This window comes from Pseudomonas citri, from assembly GCF_025336485.1.
GTDB lineage: Bacteria > Pseudomonadota > Gammaproteobacteria > Pseudomonadales > Pseudomonadaceae > Aquipseudomonas > Aquipseudomonas citri.
The window spans coordinates 331,576-350,742 of sequence record NZ_JAODAB010000005.1; the positions used below are offsets into that span (position 1 = coordinate 331,576).

Consider the following 19,167-nt stretch of genomic DNA (forward strand, 5'->3'; position numbering starts at 1 on the left):
ATTAATGTCGCGACAGCGTCATCCGGCGTGATCGAGCCTGGCTCGTGCGCGAGTGGCCTGTACGGCTAATTCGAATAAACGAATTGGCCACACAGGCCACTCGAGGATGACTCAACACAATAATAATGAGAGACGCGATGAACCAGCCCCAGACCTCTGTAGGCCATTGCCTTGATGTGCAGTCCTTCATCAACGCCCAACCCATCTCGCGCTACCAATGGCGGGTAGTGATCCTGTGTTTCCTGATTGTGTTTCTCGATGGCCTCGACACGGCCGCCATGGGCTTCATTGCCCCGGCGCTGTCCCAGGATTGGGGGATCGATCGCGCCAGCCTGGGTCCGGTCATGAGTGCCGCACTGATCGGCATGGTGTTCGGTGCACTGGGCTCTGGCCCATTGGCTGACCGTTTCGGGCGAAAAGTCGTACTGGTGGGGGCGGTCGTGCTGTTTGGCGCGTTCAGCCTGGCCTCGGCCTACAGCACCAACGTCGATCAATTGCTGATGCTGCGTTTCCTCACCGGCCTGGGTTTGGGGGCGGGGATGCCGAACGCCACCACCTTGCTCTCGGAATACACCCCGGAGCGCAAGAAATCCCTGCTGGTGACCAGTATGTTTTGCGGCTTCAACCTGGGCATGGCCGGCGGTGGGTTCATTTCCGCCAAGCTGATACCGACGTTCGGCTGGCACAGCCTGTTGTTGATCGGTGGGATCTTGCCCCTGATCCTGGCCGTCGTGCTGCTGTTCTGGTTACCGGAGTCGGCCCGTTATCTGGTGGTGCGTAACCGCGACACTGACAAAGTGCGCAAGACCCTGGCGCCGATTGACCCGCAGCGGATTGCCCAGGCGGCGAGCTTCAGCGTCCCGGAGCAGCAAACCGTCAAGGCCCGCAACGTGCTGGCGGTGATCTTCTCCGGTCGCTTCAGTGCCGGCACGCTGCTGCTGTGGCTGACCTATTTCATGGGTCTGGTGATCGTTTACCTGCTGACCAGTTGGCTGCCGACCTTGATGCGCGACAGTGGCGCGAGCATGGAGCAGTCGGCGTTTATCGGCGCGCTGTTCCAGTTGGGTGGTGTGTTGAGCGCGGTCGGCGTGGGATGGGCGATGGACCGGTTCAATCCCCACAAGGTCATTGGCCTTTTCTACCTGATGGCCGGGGTCTTTGCCTACGCAGTCGGGCAGAGCCTGGGCAACATCACTGTGCTCGCCACCCTGGTGCTGCTGGCCGGCATGTGCGTCAACGGCGCGCAATCGGCGATGCCGTCCCTGGCGGCACGTTTCTATCCGACCCAAGGCCGGGCCACCGGCGTCTCGTGGATGCTGGGCATCGGCCGGTTCGGGGCGATCCTCGGGGCCTGGATGGGCGCGACCCTGCTGGGCCTGGGGTGGAACTTCGAACAAGTCCTCACCGCACTGGTCATTCCGGCCGCCCTGGCGACCACGGCGGTGGTGATCAAGGGGATGGTCAGTCATGCGGATGCGACCTGAGTTCACCTGCACGCACCTTTGAGTCCATACCCGTGGCGAGGGAACAAGCGCCCTCGCCACGGTCTCCATTTTTTGGCATGAGGGGAAAATAGATAGCCAAACAACAATTCGTTCGATAACCGAACACTGAGTCGATTATCGGATTGTTTGGCCTTTTTCCTCGGCTTAATCTTCAGTCACTCCGGCGCCAACCTCACACCATTCTCTTTATGTCGGTCTACTGGAAAACGGGAGCCTGCCCCATGGCTGAAATCCTTTCGCTGCACGACGCGGTGAAGCAGTTCGTCAACGACGGCGATACCGTCGCGCTCGAAGGCTTCACCCACTTGATTCCTACGGCGGCGGGTCATGAAATCATTCGCCAGGGCAAGAAAGACCTGACCCTGGTGCGGATGACGCCTGACCTGATCTACGACCAGCTGATCGGCGCCGGTTGTGCCCGCAAATTGATCTTCTCCTGGGGCGGCAACCCTGGCGTGGGGTCGTTGCATCGGTTGCGTGATGCCGTGGAAAAACAGTGGCCACACGCGATGGAAATCGAAGAACACAGCCATGCCGACCTGGCCAACGCCTACGTCGCCGGCGCCTCCGGTCTGCCGTTCGCGGTGTTGCGGGCCTACGCCGGCTCCGACCTGCCGAAGGTCAACCCGCTGATCAAGAGCGTGACCTGTCCTTTCACCGGTGAAGTGCTGGCCGCTGTCCCTTCGGTGCGCCCGGACGTCACGGTGATCCATGCACAGAAAGCCGACCGCAAGGGCAACGTGCTGCTGTGGGGCATCCTCGGTGTGCAGAAAGAAGCCGCCCTGGCCGCCCAGCGTTGCATCGTCACCGTTGAAGAAATCGTCGATGACCTCAATGCGCCGATGAACGCCTGCGTACTGCCGACCTGGGCCTTGAGCGCCGTGTGCCTGGTACCCGGCGGAGCCCATCCGTCCTACGCCCATGGCTACACCGAGCGTGACAATCGTTTCTACCAGGCGTGGGACCCCATCGCCCGGGACCGTGGGACTTTTACCGCGTGGATCGAGGAGTACATCCACGGCACCCGGGACTTCACCGAATTCCAGGTCAGACTGGCAGCCGCTTCGGAGGCGAAACAATGACGTACTCCACCAACGAAATGATGACCGTCGCCGCGGCGCGGCGGTTGAAAAACAATGCCGTGTGTTTCGTCGGCATCGGCCTGCCGTCGAAAGCCGCCAACCTGGCGCGGCTGACGTCATCGCCGGATGTCGTGCTGATCTACGAGTCTGGCCCGATCGGCGCCAAGCCCAGTGTGCTGCCGCTGTCCATCGGCGACGGTGAGCTGGCGGAAACCGCAGACACCGTGGTACCGACCGGTGAGATTTTTCGCTACTGGCTGCAGGGCGGGCGCATCGACGTCGGTTTTCTCGGTGCCGCCCAGGTCGACCGTTTCGGCAACATCAACACCACGGTGGTGGGCGATTACCATCAGCCGAAAGTCCGCCTGCCGGGTGCCGGTGGCGCGCCGGAAATCGCTGGTTCGGCCAAGAGCGTGCTGATCATCCTCAAGCAGTCGGCGCGTTCATTTGTCGACAAGTTGGACTTCATCACCTCGGTCGGTCACGGCGAGGGCGGTGATTCGCGCAAACGCCTGGGCCTGCCCGGCGCGGGGCCCGTCGGTATCATCACCGACCTGTGCATCATGGAGCCGGAAGCCGGCACACATGAATTTGTGGTCACCTCGCTGCACCCAGGGGTGACCCGCGAGCAGGTCATTGCCGCCACGGGTTGGGCGATCCGTTTTGCCGAACAGGTGCACACCACCGCCGAACCGACCGAAGTGGAGCTGCGTGCACTGCGCGACCTGGAAGCCTGCACCGCGGTGGCCCATGGTCAGGCACCGGGAGAAGCGTGATGCGCGACGTGTATATCTGTGATGCGATTCGCACCCCCATCGGCCGTTTCGGCGGCGGTTTGTCTGGCGTGCGCGCCGATGACCTGGCAGCCGTGCCGATCAAGGCGCTGATGGAGCGCAACCCATCGGTGGACTGGCGCGCGGTAGACGAGGTGTTTCTTGGCTGCGCCAACCAGGCCGGCGAAGACAACCGCAATGTGGCGCGCATGGCGCTGCTGTTGGCGGGCCTGCCGGAGAGTATTCCCGGCGTGACCCTCAACCGCCTCTGCGCCTCGGGCATGGATGCTGTCGGCAGCGCATTTCGCGCCATTGCCAGCGGCGAAATGGAATTGGTCATCGCCGGCGGCGTGGAGTCGATGTCCCGCGCACCGTTCGTGATGGGCAAGGCCGACGCGGCGTTCTCCCGGAACATGAAATTGGAAGACACCACCATTGGCTGGCGCTTCATCAACCCGTTGATGAAGGCCCAGTACGGCGTGGATGCAATGCCGCAGACTGCCGATAACGTCGCCGACGACTACGAAATTTCTCGCGAGGACCAGGACGCTTTCGCCCTGCGCAGTCAGCAAAGGACTGCCGCCGCGCAAGCCGCAGGCTACTTCGCCGAAGAAATCGTGCCGGTGCGCATCGCCCACAAAAAAGGCGAAACCGTGGTCGAGCAGGATGAGCATCCGCGCGCCGACACCACCCTGGAGGCCTTGGGCAAACTCAAACCGGTCAACGGCCCGGACAAGACCGTCACGGCCGGTAATGCCTCGGGCGTGAACGATGGTGCGGCGGCGCTGATCCTGGCGTCGGCCGAGGCGGTGAAAAAACATGGCCTGACCCCGCGCGGCAAAGTGCTGGGCATGGCCAGTGCCGGCGTCGCGCCACGGGTGATGGGTATCGGTCCGGTGCCGGCGGTGCGCAAGCTCACCGAGCGCCTGGGGTTGGCGGTCGCGGATTTTGATGTGATCGAACTCAACGAAGCCTTTGCCAGCCAGGGTCTGGCGGTGCTGCGCGAGCTCGGACTGGCGGACGATGCGCCCCAGGTCAACCCGAACGGCGGAGCGATCGCCCTTGGCCATCCGCTGGGCATGAGCGGGGCGCGGTTGGTGCTGACCGCGCTGCATCATCTGGAAAAAACCGGCGGCAAGAAAGGCCTGGCGACCATGTGCGTCGGTGTTGGCCAGGGTCTGGCATTGGCCATCGAGCGCGTCTGACGATCCTTCTACTTATAAGAAACCGAGGAATGCTTCATGACTGACAAGCCTGGTTATCGTCGCCCCCAAGCGGGCACCCAGCCGGAATATCTGCATCCGCCGTACCAGTCCACCAACCTGCGCTCGCCGTCCAAGCCGCTGGTGTTCCTGCCCCATTCGTTGTCGGAAATTACTGGCCCGACCGTAGGCGCCGAACGTGTGCAGGAGAAGGACAACGACCTCACCGCCCAACATGCCGGCGAGCCGCTGGGGGAGCGGATCATCATTCACGGACGTGTGCTGGATGAGCACGGCCAGCCGGTGCCGGGCATCCTGGTGGAGATCTGGCAGGCCAACGCCGCCGGTCGCTATCACCATGACCGTGACAATCACGATGCGCCGCTGGACCCGAACTTCACCGGCACCGGCCGCACCGTCACCGACGCCGATGGCTGGTACCAGTTCCAGACCATCAAGCCCGGCGCCTACCCGTGGGGTAACCACCACAACGCCTGGCGCCCGGCGCACATCCATTTCTCACTGTTCGGGCCGAGCATCCTGACGCGCCTGGTGACGCAGATGTATTTCCCCGGCGACCCGCTGCTGGCCTACGACCCGATCTACAACTGCGTGCCGGACACAAGCGCCAAGGAACGCCTGATCGCCAGCTTCGACCTGGAAAAAACCGTCCCTCACTACGCCCTCGGTTATCGCTGGGACATCGTCTTGCGCGGCCGTGATGCCACGCCGATGGAGAAATAAGATGACGCTTACCGCCACCACGTCCCACACCGTTGGCCCGTACTACCACATCGGCCTGACCTGGCTGAATCGCGAAGACCTGACCGTTGCGCAAACCCTCGGCCAGCGCGTGGCGATCACCGGGCAGGTGATCGACGGTAACGGCCAATTCGTCAACGACGCGATGCTGGAAGTCTGGCAAGCCAACGCCGCGGGTAAATACGCTCACCCGGAGGATGACCAGGACAAGCCCCTCGACCCGCACTTCGAAGGTTTCGGCCGGGTGCCGGTGGATGCCGAAGGGCGCTTCCGTTTCACCACCATCAAGCCGGGCACCGTGCCGGGCCTGAACGGCACGACCCAGGCCCCGCACCTGGTGGTGCTGGTGTTTGCCCGCGGGCTGGTCAAGCACTTGCTGACGCGCATCTACTTCGACGGCGAACAGGCCAACGAAACCGATCCACTGCTGGCCTGCGTACCCGAGGAACGTCGCGCCACGCTCGTGACCCGGCCCGATGCGTCGGGCGTGTATCAGTGGAATGTGATCCTGCAGGGTACGGATGCCGAGACGGTGTTCTTCGATTACTGATTGAACCCCTGTGGGAGCGAGCTTGCTCGTGATGGCGCCGGCACGGGCAGTTGCTTCAAGCCGGTTTGTGGAACGGGACTAGACTTCTTGCTGACCCTCAAGAGCATCAGCAGCCCGTTCCTGGCGTGCTGGCAATCGTCAGTTTCTACACCTCCATCAGCGGTCTGGTGTTCGTACAGAGCCTGAGGCTTGTCTAATTCAGGTGGCGAGGGGATAAATCCCCTCGCCATAGCAATTTCTGGCCACAAGGGCACCCATTTTCCGAAGGACTGTTTATGAACGAACGACCGGGCAATCAGCTGTTCGATGCCTATTTCACCACGCGGGACATGCGCGAGGTGTTCTGCGATGCGGGTCGGGTTCAGGCCATGCTCGACGTCGAGGCGGCGCTGGCCCGGGCCGAGGCGCGGGTAGGGTTGATCCCCCAGGAGGCGGTGGCGCCGATCGTGCGCGCCTGCCGCGCCCAGTTGTACGACTTTTCGGCATTGAGCGAAGCGATTGCCAGTGCCGGCAACTCCGCAATCCCGTTGGTCAAGGCGTTGGGCAAGCGCATCGCCGCCGAAGAAGCCGAGGCTGAGCGCTACGTGCACCTGGGCGCCACCAGCCAGGACGTGATGGACAGCGGGTTGGTGTTGCAACTGCGTCGGGCACTGGAGTTGATCGAAAGCGAATTGGCGCAGTTGGCGACCACCCTGGCGCGACAGGCCGAACGCTACGCCGCCACGCCCATGGCCGGGCGCACCTGGTTGCAGCACGCCACGCCGGTGACCCTGGGCATGAAGATCGCCGGTTGGCTGGGGGCGATCACCCGCAGTCGTCAGCGTTTGCAAGCACTCAAGCCGCGCTTGCTGGTGCTGCAATTCGGCGGCGCGTCCGGGACGCTTGCCGCGTTGGGCGAACACGCCCTGCCCATCGCCGAAGCCCTGGCCGCCGAGTTGCAACTGCACCTGCCGGAACAACCGTGGCACACCCAGCGCGATCGCCTGGTGGAATTCGGTTCGGTGTTGGGCTTGATCGCCGGCAGCCTGGGCAAGTTGGGCCGCGATCTCAGTTTGCTGATGCAGACCGAGGCCGGCGAAGTGTTCGAACCGTCGGCCCCGGGCAAGGGCGGTTCGTCGACCATGCCGCACAAGCGCAACCCGGTGGGCGCGGCGGTGCTGATTGGTGCGGCGACGCGGGTGCCGGGCCTGGTCTCGACACTGTTCAGCGCCATGCCCCAAGAACACGAGCGCAGCCTGGGTCTGTGGCACGCCGAATGGGAAACCCTGCCGGAGATCTGCTGCCTGGTATCGGGTGCCCTGCAACAGGCGCGGCTGCTGGCCGAAGGCCTGGAGGTCGACGCCGTCCGCATGGCCCGCAATCTGGAGTTGACCCAGGGCCTGGTGCTGGCCGAAGCGGTGAGCATCGTCCTGGCCCAGCGGGTCGGGCGCGACACGGCCCATCATTTGTTGGAGCAATGCTGCAAGCGTGCCGTGGCCGAGCAACGGCATTTGCGCGACGTGCTGGGCGACGAACCCCAGGTCACCGCGCAGTTGTCCAGCGCCGAACTCGATCATCTGCTCAACCCCGCCCATTACCTCGGCCAGGCCCGTACCTGGGTTGCCCGGGCAGTGGCTGAACACCTGGCCTTGAAGGCCTGAAAGGAGATTGTTGTGGGATTCGTCAAACTCGCCGATGGCGAACTGAACTACCTTTTCGACGGGCCGCTTTTCGACGGGCCGCAAGACGCTCCGGTGCTGGTGCTTTCCAACTCCCTGGGCACCGACCTGCACATGTGGAACGAGCAGGTCGCGGCGTTTAGCGAACACTTTCGCGTGCTGCGTTTCGACACTCGCGGCCACGGTCAGTCGCTGGTGACTGAAGGCCCGTACAGCATCGAACAACTGGGCCGCGATGTGCTGGCGATGCTTGATCAGTTGGACATCGACAAGGTGCATTTCTGTGGGTTGTCCATGGGCGGGTTGATCGGCCAGTGGTTGGGCATCAACGCCGGCGAGCGCTTGCACAAACTGGTGGTGTGCAACACCGCCGCGAAGATTGGCGACCCGTCGGTGTGGGACCCGCGCATCGAAACCGTGCTGCGTGACGGCAAGGCGGCGATGGTGGCGTTGCGCGATGCGTCGATTGCCCGCTGGTTCACGGCGGACTTCGTCCAGGCTTATCCAGAGAAGGTGAAGCAGATTACCGACATGCTCGCCGCCACCTCACCTGAAGGCTATGCAGCCAACTGCGCGGCGGTGCGTGATGCCGATTTCCGCGAGCAACTGGCCTCGATTCGTGTGCCGCTGTTGGTGGTGGCCGGCGCCGAAGATCCAGTGACGCCGCCGTCGGGTGGCCATTTCATTCAGGAGCGGGTCCGTGGCGCCGAGTACGCCGAGTTCCATGCCGCGCACCTGTCCAATGTCCAGGCTGGCGCCGCGTTCAGCGAGCGGGTACTGGCTTTCCTGCTCGATTCCGGCCGCGCCTGAGGAGTTTTTTGTGGACGAGAAACAACGTTACGACGACGGCATGCAAGTACGCCGCGCGGTGCTGGGCGATGCCCACGTCGACCGCAGCCTGGCTGCCCTGACCGAGTTCAACAGTGAATTCCAGGAAATGATCACCCGCCACGCCTGGGGCGACATCTGGACCCGCCCAGGCCTGCCGCGCCACACCCGCAGCCTGATCACCATTGCCATGCTGATCGGCATGAACCGCAATGACGAACTCAAACTGCACCTGCGCGCCGCCGCCAACAACGGCGTGAGCCGCAGCGAGATCAAGGAAGTGATCATGCAGAGTGCCATCTACTGCGGCATCCCGGCGGCCAATGCCACCTTCCACCTCGCCGAATCCGTCTGGGATGAGCTGGGCGTCGAATCGCGCACGTAAGGGTTGTCGCATTCCCCAGTAGGGACGTAATGCTGTTCATTTAAGGACGAACACTGTACCTGTGGCGAGGGAGCTTGCTCCCGCTGGGCCGGGCTGACGCTCCAGTGCGAAGCAGCCCCAAAAAATGGGACTGCTGCGCAGTCCAGCGGGAGCAAGCTTCTATCAAACAACGCCCCTTTCGCCGCCGCATCAGAATCCGCCAGCAACGCCGCCAACCCCGCCGGCAATCCCACACTGACCAACGCAGCCAACTCGGCCAAGGTATAGCTGCTATCTCCCGCCAGTTCCAGGCGCGTCGGGGGACGTCGCGCGCATCTTCAATTGCCGCTTTCCAGCAGTCCCATTCACTGCCGCACTGCCCCCGGCTGCCTTCGCGATTCTGACGAATCAATCGCTATATCATTTACTACATAGCGCTTGGTTGAGTAGCTTTCACTGACCTGCTCGTAAAGCAGCGCGAAGCCCCTCGTCAACATTTCAATAAGAGAACCAAAAAGCCCATGCTCCTTCGCCAATTGACCTACCTCGTAACGCTGGCCCAAGAGCAGCACTTCGGGCGAGCGGCGGAGAAGTGCAACATTTCTCAACCGGCGCTTTCAGGCGCCATTCGCAGCCTTGAGCAAGAACTGGGCGTCCCGGTGGTGCAACGCAGCCGTCGCTTTGAAGGCTTTACCGCGGAGGGTGAGCGCGTACTGGTTTGGGCGCGGCGCATCCTGTCCGATTGCGCCTCGATGCGCCAGGAGGTCGGCACCCGGGAACTCAGTCCGAGCGGGGTTCTGCGCTTTGGGGTCATTCCAACGACGCTGTCGATGGTGCCCTTGCTCACCGATTTTTGCCTCCGACCGTATCCAGGCATACGCCATGAGGTTTACACCCTGGCCACCTCACAGATGCTGCAAAAAATCTCCAATTTTGAACTGGATCTGGGCATGACCTACCTGTCTGACGGACGACTGCGTGAGTTCCAGACACTGCCACTGTTCAAGGAGCGGTATGTGCTGATTACCCGGGATGACAGCATCCTGCAAGGCGCCACCGAGCTGTCCTGGAGTGACGTCGCTCGCCTGCCCCTGTGCCTGCTCACTGCCAACATGCAATGTCGCCTGGGCATCGACGCGGCGTTCGCCGAAGCCGGGGTCACTGTCTCGCCCAGAGTCGAAACCGACTCGATGATGGTTCTGTACTCCCATGTGCGCTGCTCAGGGCTTTGCAGCGTTGTGCCTCATAGCGCGCTGTCGTTGATCGAAATGCGCCAGGAAATTACGGCCATCCCAATCGTGCCGGAGTTACAGCGAGAAATCGGACTGGTGATGCTCAAGCGCGACCCTCAACCACTGCTGCTGGCCTGCGCCCTCGCGATCTTCAGTACCCTGGACCTGCAAACACGCGTCGATGCCTTCCTGCACTGCTGATAACCCGCGCCGATCTATAGATCAGCCCAAGTGATTAGCCAGCACCGTCCATCCTGCCGGACTATGCCGACCGAGCAGCACGACCTGCTCGCACCGGCGCTGTTATCAGCGCTGATCAACTCCCATAACAGGAAGGTCCCATGGCGAAGATTGTATGCGTGCTCTACGACGACCCCATCACTGGACAACCCGAGACTTATGCACGAGACGGCCTGCCCACTCTCGAGCGCTACCCTGACGGTCAAACCCTGCCGACTCCGAACGCCATCGACTTTGAACCGGGCACCTTGCTCGGAAGTGTTTCCGGCGAACTGGGCCTGCGCAAGTACCTTGAGTCCAACGGTCACACACTGGTGGTTACGTCCAGCAAAGACGGTGCGGACAGCGTACTCGAGCGCGAACTGCACGACGCCGAGATCGTCATTTCCCAACCGTTCTGGCCGGCCTACATGACAGCCGAACGGATGGATAAGGCACCGAAGCTGAAGATGATCGTCACAGCGGGCATTGGCTCTGATCACACCGACCTGCAAGGCGCCATGGACCGTGGGATCACCGTGGCCGAAGTGACTTACTGCAACAGCAACAGCGTTGCCGAACACGTGGTGATGAGCGTTCTGGCGCTGGTCCGCAACTACTTGCCGTCACACCAATGGGCGCTCAACGGAGGATGGAACATCGCCGATTGCGTCGCCCGTTCCTACGATGTCGAAGGGATGCACGTCGGTACGGTGGCGGCCGGTCGTATCGGCCTGCGCGTGCTGCGACTGCTCAAGCCGTTCGACATGCACTTGCACTACATGGATCGCCATCGCCTGCCGGAAGCGGTGGAAAAAGAGCTGAACCTGACCTATCACTCGACACTGGAAAGCCTCGCTAAAGTCTGCGATGTGGTGACACTGAACTGCCCGCTGCATCCTGAAACCGAGCACATGGTCAACGCGGACTCGCTGAAGAACTTCAAGCGCGGCGCCTATCTGATCAACACGGCGCGCGGCAAGCTGTGTGATCGCGATGCGATTGCGGCCGCCCTGGAAAGTGGTCAACTGGCAGGCTATGCCGGCGACGTCTGGTTCCCGCAACCGGCACCCGCCGATCACCCTTGGCGCAGCATGCCGAACCACGGGATGACGCCGCATATCTCCGGCACCAGCCTCTCGGCCCAGGCACGTTACGCCGCCGGCACGCGGGAAATTCTCGAGTGCTATTTCGAGAACCGACCGATTCGCAATGAGTACCTCATCGTTCAGGGCGGTGAGTTGGCAGGCGTAGGGGCGCACTCGTACAGCGCGGGCAATGCCACCAAGGGCTCCGAAGAAGCAGAACGCTTCAAGAGATGAAGGCAACCTCGACAGAAGCGGGCCAGGCAACTGGCCCCATTCGGCGCATCCAGGTCGTTGCGTTGTTATGGATCGGGCTGGGTGCATTTGCCGGACTGGCCGGGTTGGACGGCATGATGACGGCAACCGGACACTCCCTCGCCACAGATTACGGGTGACTCGCTCTAGCTCTTAAATGAACAGTATTGACAGTAGGGGCGAGCTTTTTCGTGATGAAGGTGATGAGGTCTAAACCCTAGGGTTCGATCTCACACCCCTTCAATACCAACCGAATAATCGTCTGCGCCGCTGCTTCATAATCCGCCTCATCCAGCTTCGCCTTGCCGGTCACCGAGGTGATCTGCCAGTCGAAATCGGCATAGGTCTGGGTGGCGGCCCAGATGCTGAACATCAGGTGGTTGGGGTCGATGGGGGCGAGCTGGTCGCGGTCGATCCAGGTCTGGATGCAGGCGATGTTGTGCCGGGCCTGGGCGTTGAGTTGTTCCACCAGGTCGGGGCTCAGGTGGGGAGCGCCGTGCATGATTTCGCTGGCGAAGACTTTCGAGGCGAAAGGCAGGTCACGGGAGATGCGGATCTTGGAGCGGATGTAATGGCTCAGCACCTCGCCGGGCACGCCGTCGGCGTTGAACGGGGTCGAGGCCTGGAGGATCGGCTCGATGATACTTTCCAGGACCTCGCGGTAGAGGTTTTCCTTGGATTTGAAGTAGTAGTAGACGTTGGGCTTGGGCAGGCCGGCCTTGGCCGCGATGTCGCTGGTCTTGGTCGCGGCGAAGCCCTTGTCGGCAAATTCCTCGCTGGCGGCACGCAGGATCAATGCTTTGTTGCGCTCGCGGATAGTGCTCATAAACCCAGGGGTTCCTTGCCTGTTCTGGCGGTGGGGCATGGTAGCACCGGCCTCGCGCGGCGCTCAAGAATGCCCCCGTGGCACTGCGGCTCGCGGTATGCTGCGCGGCATTATCGTTCAAGGAGGCCCTCCATGGCTGGAAGCAGTTTGCTGGTACTGATCGACGACATCGCCACTGTGCTCGACGATGTTGCATTGATGACCAAGATGGCCGCCAAGAAAACCGCCGGCGTGCTCGGCGATGACCTGGCGCTCAATGCCCAGCAGGTGTCAGGCGTGCGTGCCGAGCGGGAACTGCCGGTGGTGTGGGCGGTGGCCAAGGGCTCGTTTATCAACAAGCTGATCCTGGTGCCGTCGGCGCTGGCCATCAGTGCCTTCGTGCCCTGGCTGGTGACGCCGCTGTTGATGGTGGGTGGCGCCTACCTGTGTTTCGAAGGGTTCGAAAAACTGGCCCACAGGTTTCTCCACAGCGCGGCCGAAGACCAGGCCGAGCACGTGCAACTGGTCGAGGCGGTGGCCGACCCGACGGTCGATCTGGTGGCCTTTGAAAAGGACAAGATCAAGGGCGCGGTGCGCACCGACTTCATTCTGTCCGCCGAAATCATCGCCATCACCCTCGGTACCGTCGCCGATGCGGCGCTGTCCCAGCAGGTGATCGTCCTGTCGGGCATCGCCGTCGTCATGACGATCGGCGTCTACGGTCTGGTGGCGGGGATCGTCAAGCTCGATGACCTGGGTTTGTGGCTGACGCAAAAATCGAGCCAGGCCGCCAAGCGCATCGGCGATGCCATCCTGCGCGCAGCGCCTTACATGATGAAAAGCTTGTCGGTGATTGGTACTGCGGCGATGTTCCTGGTGGGCGGAGGCATCCTCACCCACGGTGTGCCGGTGGTGCATCACTGGATCGAAGGCGTGACGGCCAGCGCTGGCGGTGTCGGGTTTATCGTGCCGATGTTGCTCAATGCGGTGGCGGGGATTGTCGCGGGGGCAGCGGTGTTGGTCGGTGTGATGGCGGTTGGCAAAGTCTGGAAAGCGCTGAAGGGCTAAGCCTGGCAACACCTGAGCACTGTGGCGAGCCTGCTCGCCACAGTGCTTGGAGGCCGACAGTTATTTATTCGGCAATCTGCAACTTGCGCGACTCGGTATACACGTATCGCACCTTCTCATACTCGAACGGCGAGTTCAGTTGCCCATAGCGGAAGCCGGTCTGGTAACGCTTGTCCACGACGCGCAGGAACAGCAGTTCCGGGTGGTTGGCGCTGACTTCCGACACGTTCAGGAAGTTGATCGCCGATTCGGCGGTGTAGTCCACCAGCAGGCCCGAGGTGTCGCGCAGGTTCGACGGGCCGAGGATCGGCAACACAATGTACGCGCCGCCGGGCACGCCGTAGAAGCCCAGGGTCTGGCCGAAATCTTCATTCTGGCGCGGCAGGCCCATGGCGGTGGCCGGGTCCCAGAGGCCGGCGATGCCGATGGTGGTGTTGAGCAGCAGGCGCGCCGTGGTTTCCATCGAACGCTTGCCCTTGAACTGCAACAGGCTGTTCATCAGGTTCGGCACGTCGCCCAGGTTATTGAAAAAGTTGCTGACCCCACTGCGCACAAAGCCGGGGGTGATATAGCGGTAGCCATCGACGACGGGCAGGAACACCCATTGATCGAAGCGGTAGTTGAAGTGGTAGACGCGGCGGTTCCACGATTCCAGCGGATCGTAGACGTTCAGTGCATTGAGGGTCGAGCGCTCGAATTCGCGTTGGTCCAGCCCCGGGTTGAACTTGAGCCGGCCGAGCGGTTCCTTGAAACCGTCGGCATCCAGCACGGCGGGCGCGGGGGGCTTGCTGTCCTCGGCGAAGGCCAGGCCCGCCCCCATCAACGCGACGATAAGCAGGAGATATTTAGCCACGGAAGAACTCCAGCATGGCGTCGCTGTTGACGCGGTAATTAAGGTTGCCGCAATGCCCGCCCAAGGGGTAAACCGTCAGGCGATCGCCAAAGGTCTTGCGCAGGAAACCCAGGTCCCCCGGGCCGAGGATGACGTCGTCGGCGTTATGCATGACGGCAATCTTCGGGCTGTCGTGCAGGTAATCCTTCAAGGCATAGAGGCTGACCTGGTCGACCAGTTGCAGCACGCTGCCGCCATCGGTACGCGCCCGCCACATCGGAATCACCTGCTCTGTGAGGTAACAGTCGAAATCGCATTGCAGTGCGCGCTTGAGGAACGGCGTCAGGCTGGTGCCCTCGGAGATCGGGAACTTGGGCGGGATGATCAGGCCGCGTCGGTTGATCAGGTCCGAGGTGAACGCGATGTCGGCCGCCGAGAAACGGAACGAGGTGCCGATCAGCATGGCCATCTGCTCATTGCTCAGGTGTTGCTTGGACTGCTGGAAGTCATACAGCAGAGCGTCATTGAGGTCGATGTAGCCTTTCTGCTGGAAGTAGCGGGTCAGCTTGTTCAACACCAGCTCATAGAAGGTGGTGGTGCTGTTGATGCCCTTGACCCGGGTCTGGACGAGTTTGTCCAGATTGGTGACCGAGGTATAGAGGTTCACCGGCGGGTTGAGCAGCAACACTTTCTTGAAGTTGAAACTGCGCCGGGTTTCGTCCAGGTGGGCGACGAAAGCGGCGTCCAGTGCGCCGAGGCTGTAGCCACTGAGGTAGTACTCCGTGATCGGCACCTTCGGATGTTGCGCGCGCACCGCTTGCATCACGCGGTACATGTCTTCGGCGTCTTCCTTGCTGATCCCCGGCGTGGCGAAGCGCGAAGCTGCACTCATGAAGTCGAAACTGGTGGGCGAGGACAATTGCACCACGTGGTAGCCGGCCTTGTAGTAGAGGCGCTTGAGGTACTCGTTGAGCGTGCTGTCGTAGCGAGCGCCGGTACCGGCAATGAGGAAGATCAGCGGCGCGGGTTTGTCCTGGGTGGCCATGCGGTAGGTGAGGCTTTTCACCGGCCAGAAATTGTCCGGCAGGATGAACTCGCGCTCCGGGCGCAGGGTCAGGCTGTGGTCCGCCTGGTGGATGTCCTCGATCGCCGGCAAGTCCGGGCGCAGCTCCGGCGGGGTCGTGGCGATGGTTGCCTCGAATGGGTTGGTCAAGGGATAGCCATAGCTGGCGGCGTCGATATCTACCGCCAGCGCGGACGCACTCAGGAAAAGGCCGCCGAGCAGGGCAGCGAAGCGCAAGGAACGGGGCATTGACTGAATCCCTTAGGGAGAAAAGTATCGGATTGAATTTGCAGGCTATGACCACCGAAGCCGAGCCAAGTGCCACAGCGGGCATGAAACAGACTTGAATAAGGGCCAGACAGCGCTGGAACGATACACGTTGCAGCGGGTAAGTGGATAGTTGCCTACACTTGTCGCTCGACATCCGTCGGGCGCAGCACTTTCGGGGAAGTACACGATGAAGATGCGACGACTCTTGGGCGCAGGTGCCGCACTGGTACTGGCGATCAGCTCCACACTGGCCAGCGCCGAAACCAAAACCCTGAGCATCGGCTACGTTGACGGCTGGTCCGACAGCGTCGCGACGACCCACGTGGCAGCCGAAGTCATCCAGCAGAAGCTCGGCTATGACGTGAAGCTGCAAGCGGTTGCGACCGGGATCATGTGGCAGGGCGTAGCCACCGGCAAGCTCGACGCCATGCTCTCGGCCTGGTTGCCGGTGACCCATGGCGACTACTGGGCCAAGAACAAGGACCAGGTGGTCGACTACGGCCCCAACTTCAAGGACGCCAAGATCGGCCTGATCGTGCCGGAGTACGTCAAGGCCAAGTCCCTTGAAGATCTGAAAACCGACGAGTCCTTCAAGAAGCGCATTGTCGGCATCGACGCCGGTTCAGGCGTGATGCTCAAGACCGAACAGGCGATCAAGGACTACGACCTGACCGGTTATCAACTCAAGGCCAGTTCCGGCGCCGGCATGATTGCCGAGCTGACCCGTGCCGAGAAGAAGAACGAATCCATTGCCGTCACCGGTTGGGTGCCGCACTGGATGTTCGCCAAGTGGAAACTGCGCTTCCTGGAAGACCCGAAAGGCGTCTATGGCGCGGCTGAAACCGTAAACAGCATTGGTAGCAAGGAACTGGCCACCAAGGCGCCAGAAGTGGTTGATTTCCTGAAGAAATTCCAATGGAAGTCGGCAGACGAAATCGGCGAGATCATGTTGGCGATCCAAGAGGGCGCCAAGCCTGACGCCGCTGCCAAGGACTGGGTTGCCAAGCACCCGGATCGCGTGAAGGAGTGGACCGGTAAGTAATCGGCCTGGTCTGGTAATCCCGAAAACCGCATGACGTTGAGTCATGCGGTTTTTTTTTGTGGTGCCTGCGCGCATCCTTGTGGGAGCAAGGCTTGCCCGCGATGCTGGTGCTTCGGTTGATCCTGATACCGGGGCGATGCTATCGCGGGCAAGCCTTGCTCCCACAGAAGCCCACTCCTGCAAGGGGGGCGCGATAGTTTTGCTGGAAACTGGCAAGACCGTCATGTCGTTCTAATACTAAGGTCGTCTGGAACCTGGCCTTGAGCCGCATAGAGTAGAGTCGTTCCACTTAAATCTGTGCTGCGAGGATAAAAACAATGAACGACAGCATTTACCTCTCGATTCAAAACAGCCCGCGCTTCAAGGAGCTGGTGAGAAAAAGGGAAAGATTCGCCTGGATTCTCTCGGCGATCATGCTTGGGCTGTATTCCGGCTTCATTCTTCTGATTGCCTACGGGCCGCATATTCTCGGGGCCAAGATCTCGCCCGAGTCGACGATCACCTGGGGCATTCCCATCGGCGTCGGCCTGATCGTCTCGGCCTTCGTCCTGACCGCTATCTATGTGCGACGCGCCAACGGCGAGTTCGACGACCTGAACAATGCGATTCTCAAGGAGGCTCAGCAATGATCCGTCGTCTACTGGCTCTTTTGAGCATCGCCGCGTTCGCACCGGGTGCCTGGGCGGCTGAGGCCCTCACCGGTGCGGTGCAGAAACAACCCCTGAACGTCTCCGCCATCGTCATGTTCGTGGTCTTCGTTGGCGCGACCCTGTGCATCACCTACTGGGCGTCCAAGCGCAGCAAGTCGGCCGCCGACTACTATGCGGCGGGCGGTCGGATCACCGGTTTCCAGAACGGCCTGGCCATTGCCGGCGACTACATGTCGGCGGCGTCCTTCCTGGGGATTTCCGCGCTGGTGTTCGCCTCCGGCTATGACGGGCTGATCTACTCCATCGGCTTCCTGGTGGGCTGGCCGATCATCCTGTTCCTGATCGCCGAGCGCCTGCGCAACCTGGGTAAATACACATTTGCCGACGTGGCGTCCTATCGCCTGGGCCAGACCCAGATTCGCACCCTGTCTGCCAGCGGTTCGCTGGTGGTGGTGGCGTTCTACCTGATCGCGCAAATGGTCGGTGCCGGCAAGCTGATCCAGTTGCTGTTCGGCCTGGACTACCACGTCGCGGTGGTCCTGGTGGGTATCCTGATGTGCCTCTATGTGCTGTTCGGCGGCATGCTGGCCACGACCTGGGTGCAGATCATCAAGGCCGTGCTGCTGTTGTCGGGGGCTTCGTTCATGGCCCTGATGGTCATGAAACACGTCAACTTCGACTTCAACACGCTGTTCGCCGAAGCGGTCAAGGTTCACCCTAAAGGCGAGGCGATCATGAGCCCCGGCGGCCTGGTGAAGGATCCGGTCTCGGCGTTCTCCCTGGGCCTGGCGCTGATGTTCGGTACCGCTGGCCTGCCGCACATCCTCATGCGCTTCTTCACCGTGAGCGACGCCAAGGAAGCGCGCAAGAGCGTGCTGTATGCCACTGGCTTCATCGGCTACTTCTACATCCTGACCTTCATCATCGGTTTCGGCGCGATCCTGCTGGTCAGCACCAACCCGGCCTTCAAGGACGCGGCGGGTGCCTTGCTTGGCGGCAACAACATGGCGGCGGTGCACCTGGCCAACGCGGTGGGTGGCAGTGTCTTCCTGGGCTTCATCTCGGCCGTGGCCTTCGCCACCATCCTGGCGGTCGTCGCGGGCTTGACTCTGGCCGGCGCCTCGGCGGTGTCCCACGACCTGTACGCCAGCGTGATCAGGAAAGGCAAGGCCAACGAGAAGGACGAGATCCGTGTCTCGAAGATCACCACCATCGCCCTGGCGGTATTGGCGATCGGCTTGGGTATCCTGTTCGAGAAGCAGAACATCGCGTTCATGGTGGGCCTGGCGTTCTCCATCGCGGCAAGCTGCAACTTCCCGGTGCTGCTGCTTTCGATGTACTGGAAGAAGCTGACCACCCGTGGTGCCATGATCGGTGGCTGGATGGGCCTTATCAGTGCCGTCGGCCTGATGGTGCTCGGTCCGACCATCTGGGTACAGATCATGGGGCATGAAAAACCGATCTACCCGTATGAATACCCGGCGCTGTTCTCGATGATCATTGCCTTCATCGGTATCTGGTTCTTCTCCATCACCGACAAGTCGACCGCGGCGGAGAATGAGCGGGCGCTGTTCTTCCCGCAGTTCGTGCGTTCGCAGACGGGGCTGGGGGCGAGTGGGGCGGTTAACCACTGATGCGGTGACTTGCAGGCGTAGTAGCGTTTGAAGAAATACCCCGGCCGAGAGGCTGGGGTATTTTTGTCTGTGCTGTCTGCGAGTACGTCATCGCGAGCAAGCTTTGCTCCCACAGGGGGGGGCACAGAGTCAATATCCCCTACAGATCTCTGTGGGGGCCAAGCTTGCTCGCGATGGCGTCAGTGCTGACAGCAACGCAACCTGGAGGCATAAAAATCTATGGTCACCCCCATTTTTGCAATACTGATTAACGGGTGGTGTGGTTGGCTTGCTTAAATCTATCCGGCG

Annotated in this window: 18 protein-coding genes and 1 pseudogene; 15 read left to right on the plus strand and 4 right to left on the minus strand. The window is 61.7% G+C overall.

What is annotated here, in order from left to right:
• The first annotated feature begins 137 nt into the window (after positions 1-137).
• The 9 genes from N4Q37_RS08810 (at position 138) to pcaC (ending at position 8,745) form a co-directional block, all read left to right on the plus strand.
• On the plus strand, positions 138-1,484 hold the full coding sequence (locus N4Q37_RS08810; RefSeq protein WP_260957000.1) for an MFS transporter: 1,347 nt from the start codon (positions 138-140) through the stop codon (positions 1,482-1,484).
• Positions 1,485-1,726: 242 nt separating this feature from the next.
• Positions 1,727-2,587: a CoA transferase subunit A gene (locus N4Q37_RS08815; RefSeq protein ID WP_260957003.1), complete on the plus strand. Its 861-nt coding sequence runs from the start codon at positions 1,727-1,729 to the stop codon at positions 2,585-2,587.
• The gene (locus N4Q37_RS08820; RefSeq protein ID WP_260957005.1) at positions 2,584-3,363 is read left to right on the plus strand and encodes a CoA-transferase subunit beta; all 780 of its coding nucleotides are present in this window, start codon (positions 2,584-2,586) and stop codon (positions 3,361-3,363) included. Before N4Q37_RS08815 ends, N4Q37_RS08820 begins: the two co-directional genes overlap by 4 nt.
• Positions 3,360-4,565 (plus strand): 3-oxoadipyl-CoA thiolase, encoded by a 1,206-nt coding sequence (gene pcaF, locus N4Q37_RS08825; RefSeq protein WP_260957007.1) that lies wholly within the window; start codon positions 3,360-3,362, stop codon positions 4,563-4,565. Before N4Q37_RS08820 ends, pcaF begins: the two co-directional genes overlap by 4 nt.
• Positions 4,566-4,601: 36 nt before the next feature.
• Positions 4,602-5,306: a protocatechuate 3,4-dioxygenase subunit beta gene (gene pcaH / locus N4Q37_RS08830; RefSeq protein ID WP_260957009.1), complete on the plus strand. Its 705-nt coding sequence runs from the start codon at positions 4,602-4,604 to the stop codon at positions 5,304-5,306.
• Between the two features lies 1 nt (position 5,307).
• Complete coding sequence (pcaG, locus tag N4Q37_RS08835) at positions 5,308-5,874, plus strand: protocatechuate 3,4-dioxygenase subunit alpha (protein WP_260957011.1); 567 nt, start codon at positions 5,308-5,310, stop codon at positions 5,872-5,874.
• A gap of 275 nt (positions 5,875-6,149) precedes the next feature.
• Positions 6,150-7,514 (plus strand): 3-carboxy-cis,cis-muconate cycloisomerase, encoded by a 1,365-nt coding sequence (locus N4Q37_RS08840; protein WP_260957013.1) that lies wholly within the window; start codon positions 6,150-6,152, stop codon positions 7,512-7,514.
• 12 nt (positions 7,515-7,526) lie between these two features.
• A complete protein-coding gene (gene pcaD, locus N4Q37_RS08845) occupies positions 7,527-8,342 on the plus strand; it encodes a 3-oxoadipate enol-lactonase (RefSeq protein ID WP_260957015.1) in 816 nt (271 codons plus the stop codon).
• Between the two features lie 10 nt (positions 8,343-8,352).
• Entirely contained in the window at positions 8,353-8,745 is a 393-nt protein-coding gene (gene pcaC / locus N4Q37_RS08850; RefSeq protein WP_260957017.1) for a 4-carboxymuconolactone decarboxylase, read from the plus strand.
• 155 nt (positions 8,746-8,900) lie between these two features.
• Here pcaC and N4Q37_RS27850 read toward each other — a convergent pair.
• Positions 8,901-9,032: pseudogene (locus N4Q37_RS27850) on the minus strand (KR domain-containing protein); the annotation flags it as partial.
• 213 nt (positions 9,033-9,245) lie between these two features.
• On the opposite strand from N4Q37_RS27850, the gene N4Q37_RS08860 reads away from it, so the two are divergent.
• A complete protein-coding gene (locus N4Q37_RS08860; protein WP_260957019.1) occupies positions 9,246-10,157 on the plus strand; it encodes a LysR family transcriptional regulator in 912 nt (303 codons plus the stop codon).
• A gap of 140 nt (positions 10,158-10,297) precedes the next feature.
• A complete protein-coding gene (locus N4Q37_RS08865; RefSeq protein ID WP_260957020.1) occupies positions 10,298-11,497 on the plus strand; it encodes an NAD-dependent formate dehydrogenase in 1,200 nt (399 codons plus the stop codon).
• A gap of 235 nt (positions 11,498-11,732) precedes the next feature.
• Here N4Q37_RS08865 and N4Q37_RS08870 read toward each other — a convergent pair whose 3' ends face one another.
• A complete protein-coding gene (locus N4Q37_RS08870; protein WP_260957022.1) occupies positions 11,733-12,341 on the minus strand; it encodes a TetR/AcrR family transcriptional regulator in 609 nt (202 codons plus the stop codon).
• Between the two features lie 132 nt (positions 12,342-12,473).
• Between N4Q37_RS08870 and N4Q37_RS08875 the strand changes: the two genes are divergently transcribed.
• On the plus strand, positions 12,474-13,388 hold the full coding sequence (locus N4Q37_RS08875; protein ID WP_260957023.1) for a DUF808 domain-containing protein: 915 nt from the start codon (positions 12,474-12,476) through the stop codon (positions 13,386-13,388).
• A gap of 64 nt (positions 13,389-13,452) precedes the next feature.
• Here N4Q37_RS08875 and N4Q37_RS08880 read toward each other — a convergent pair whose 3' ends face one another.
• A complete protein-coding gene (locus N4Q37_RS08880) occupies positions 13,453-14,241 on the minus strand; it encodes an MlaA family lipoprotein (protein ID WP_260957024.1) in 789 nt (262 codons plus the stop codon).
• Complete coding sequence (locus N4Q37_RS08885) at positions 14,234-15,532, minus strand: serine/threonine protein kinase (protein ID WP_260957026.1); 1,299 nt, start codon at positions 15,530-15,532, stop codon at positions 14,234-14,236. Before N4Q37_RS08885 ends, N4Q37_RS08880 begins: the two co-directional genes overlap by 8 nt.
• 208 nt (positions 15,533-15,740) lie before the next feature.
• On the opposite strand from N4Q37_RS08885, the gene N4Q37_RS08890 reads away from it, so the two are divergent.
• The 3 genes from N4Q37_RS08890 to N4Q37_RS08900 all read left to right on the plus strand — a co-directional run bounded on the left by N4Q37_RS08890 (position 15,741) and on the right by N4Q37_RS08900 (position 18,879).
• A complete protein-coding gene (locus N4Q37_RS08890; protein WP_260957028.1) occupies positions 15,741-16,595 on the plus strand; it encodes a glycine betaine ABC transporter substrate-binding protein in 855 nt (284 codons plus the stop codon).
• Between the two features lie 317 nt (positions 16,596-16,912).
• Positions 16,913-17,224: a DUF485 domain-containing protein gene (locus N4Q37_RS08895; RefSeq protein ID WP_260957030.1), complete on the plus strand. Its 312-nt coding sequence runs from the start codon at positions 16,913-16,915 to the stop codon at positions 17,222-17,224.
• On the plus strand, positions 17,221-18,879 hold the full coding sequence (locus N4Q37_RS08900; protein WP_260957033.1) for a cation acetate symporter: 1,659 nt from the start codon (positions 17,221-17,223) through the stop codon (positions 18,877-18,879). Before N4Q37_RS08895 ends, N4Q37_RS08900 begins: the two co-directional genes overlap by 4 nt.
• Positions 18,880-19,167: the final 288 nt, after the last annotated feature.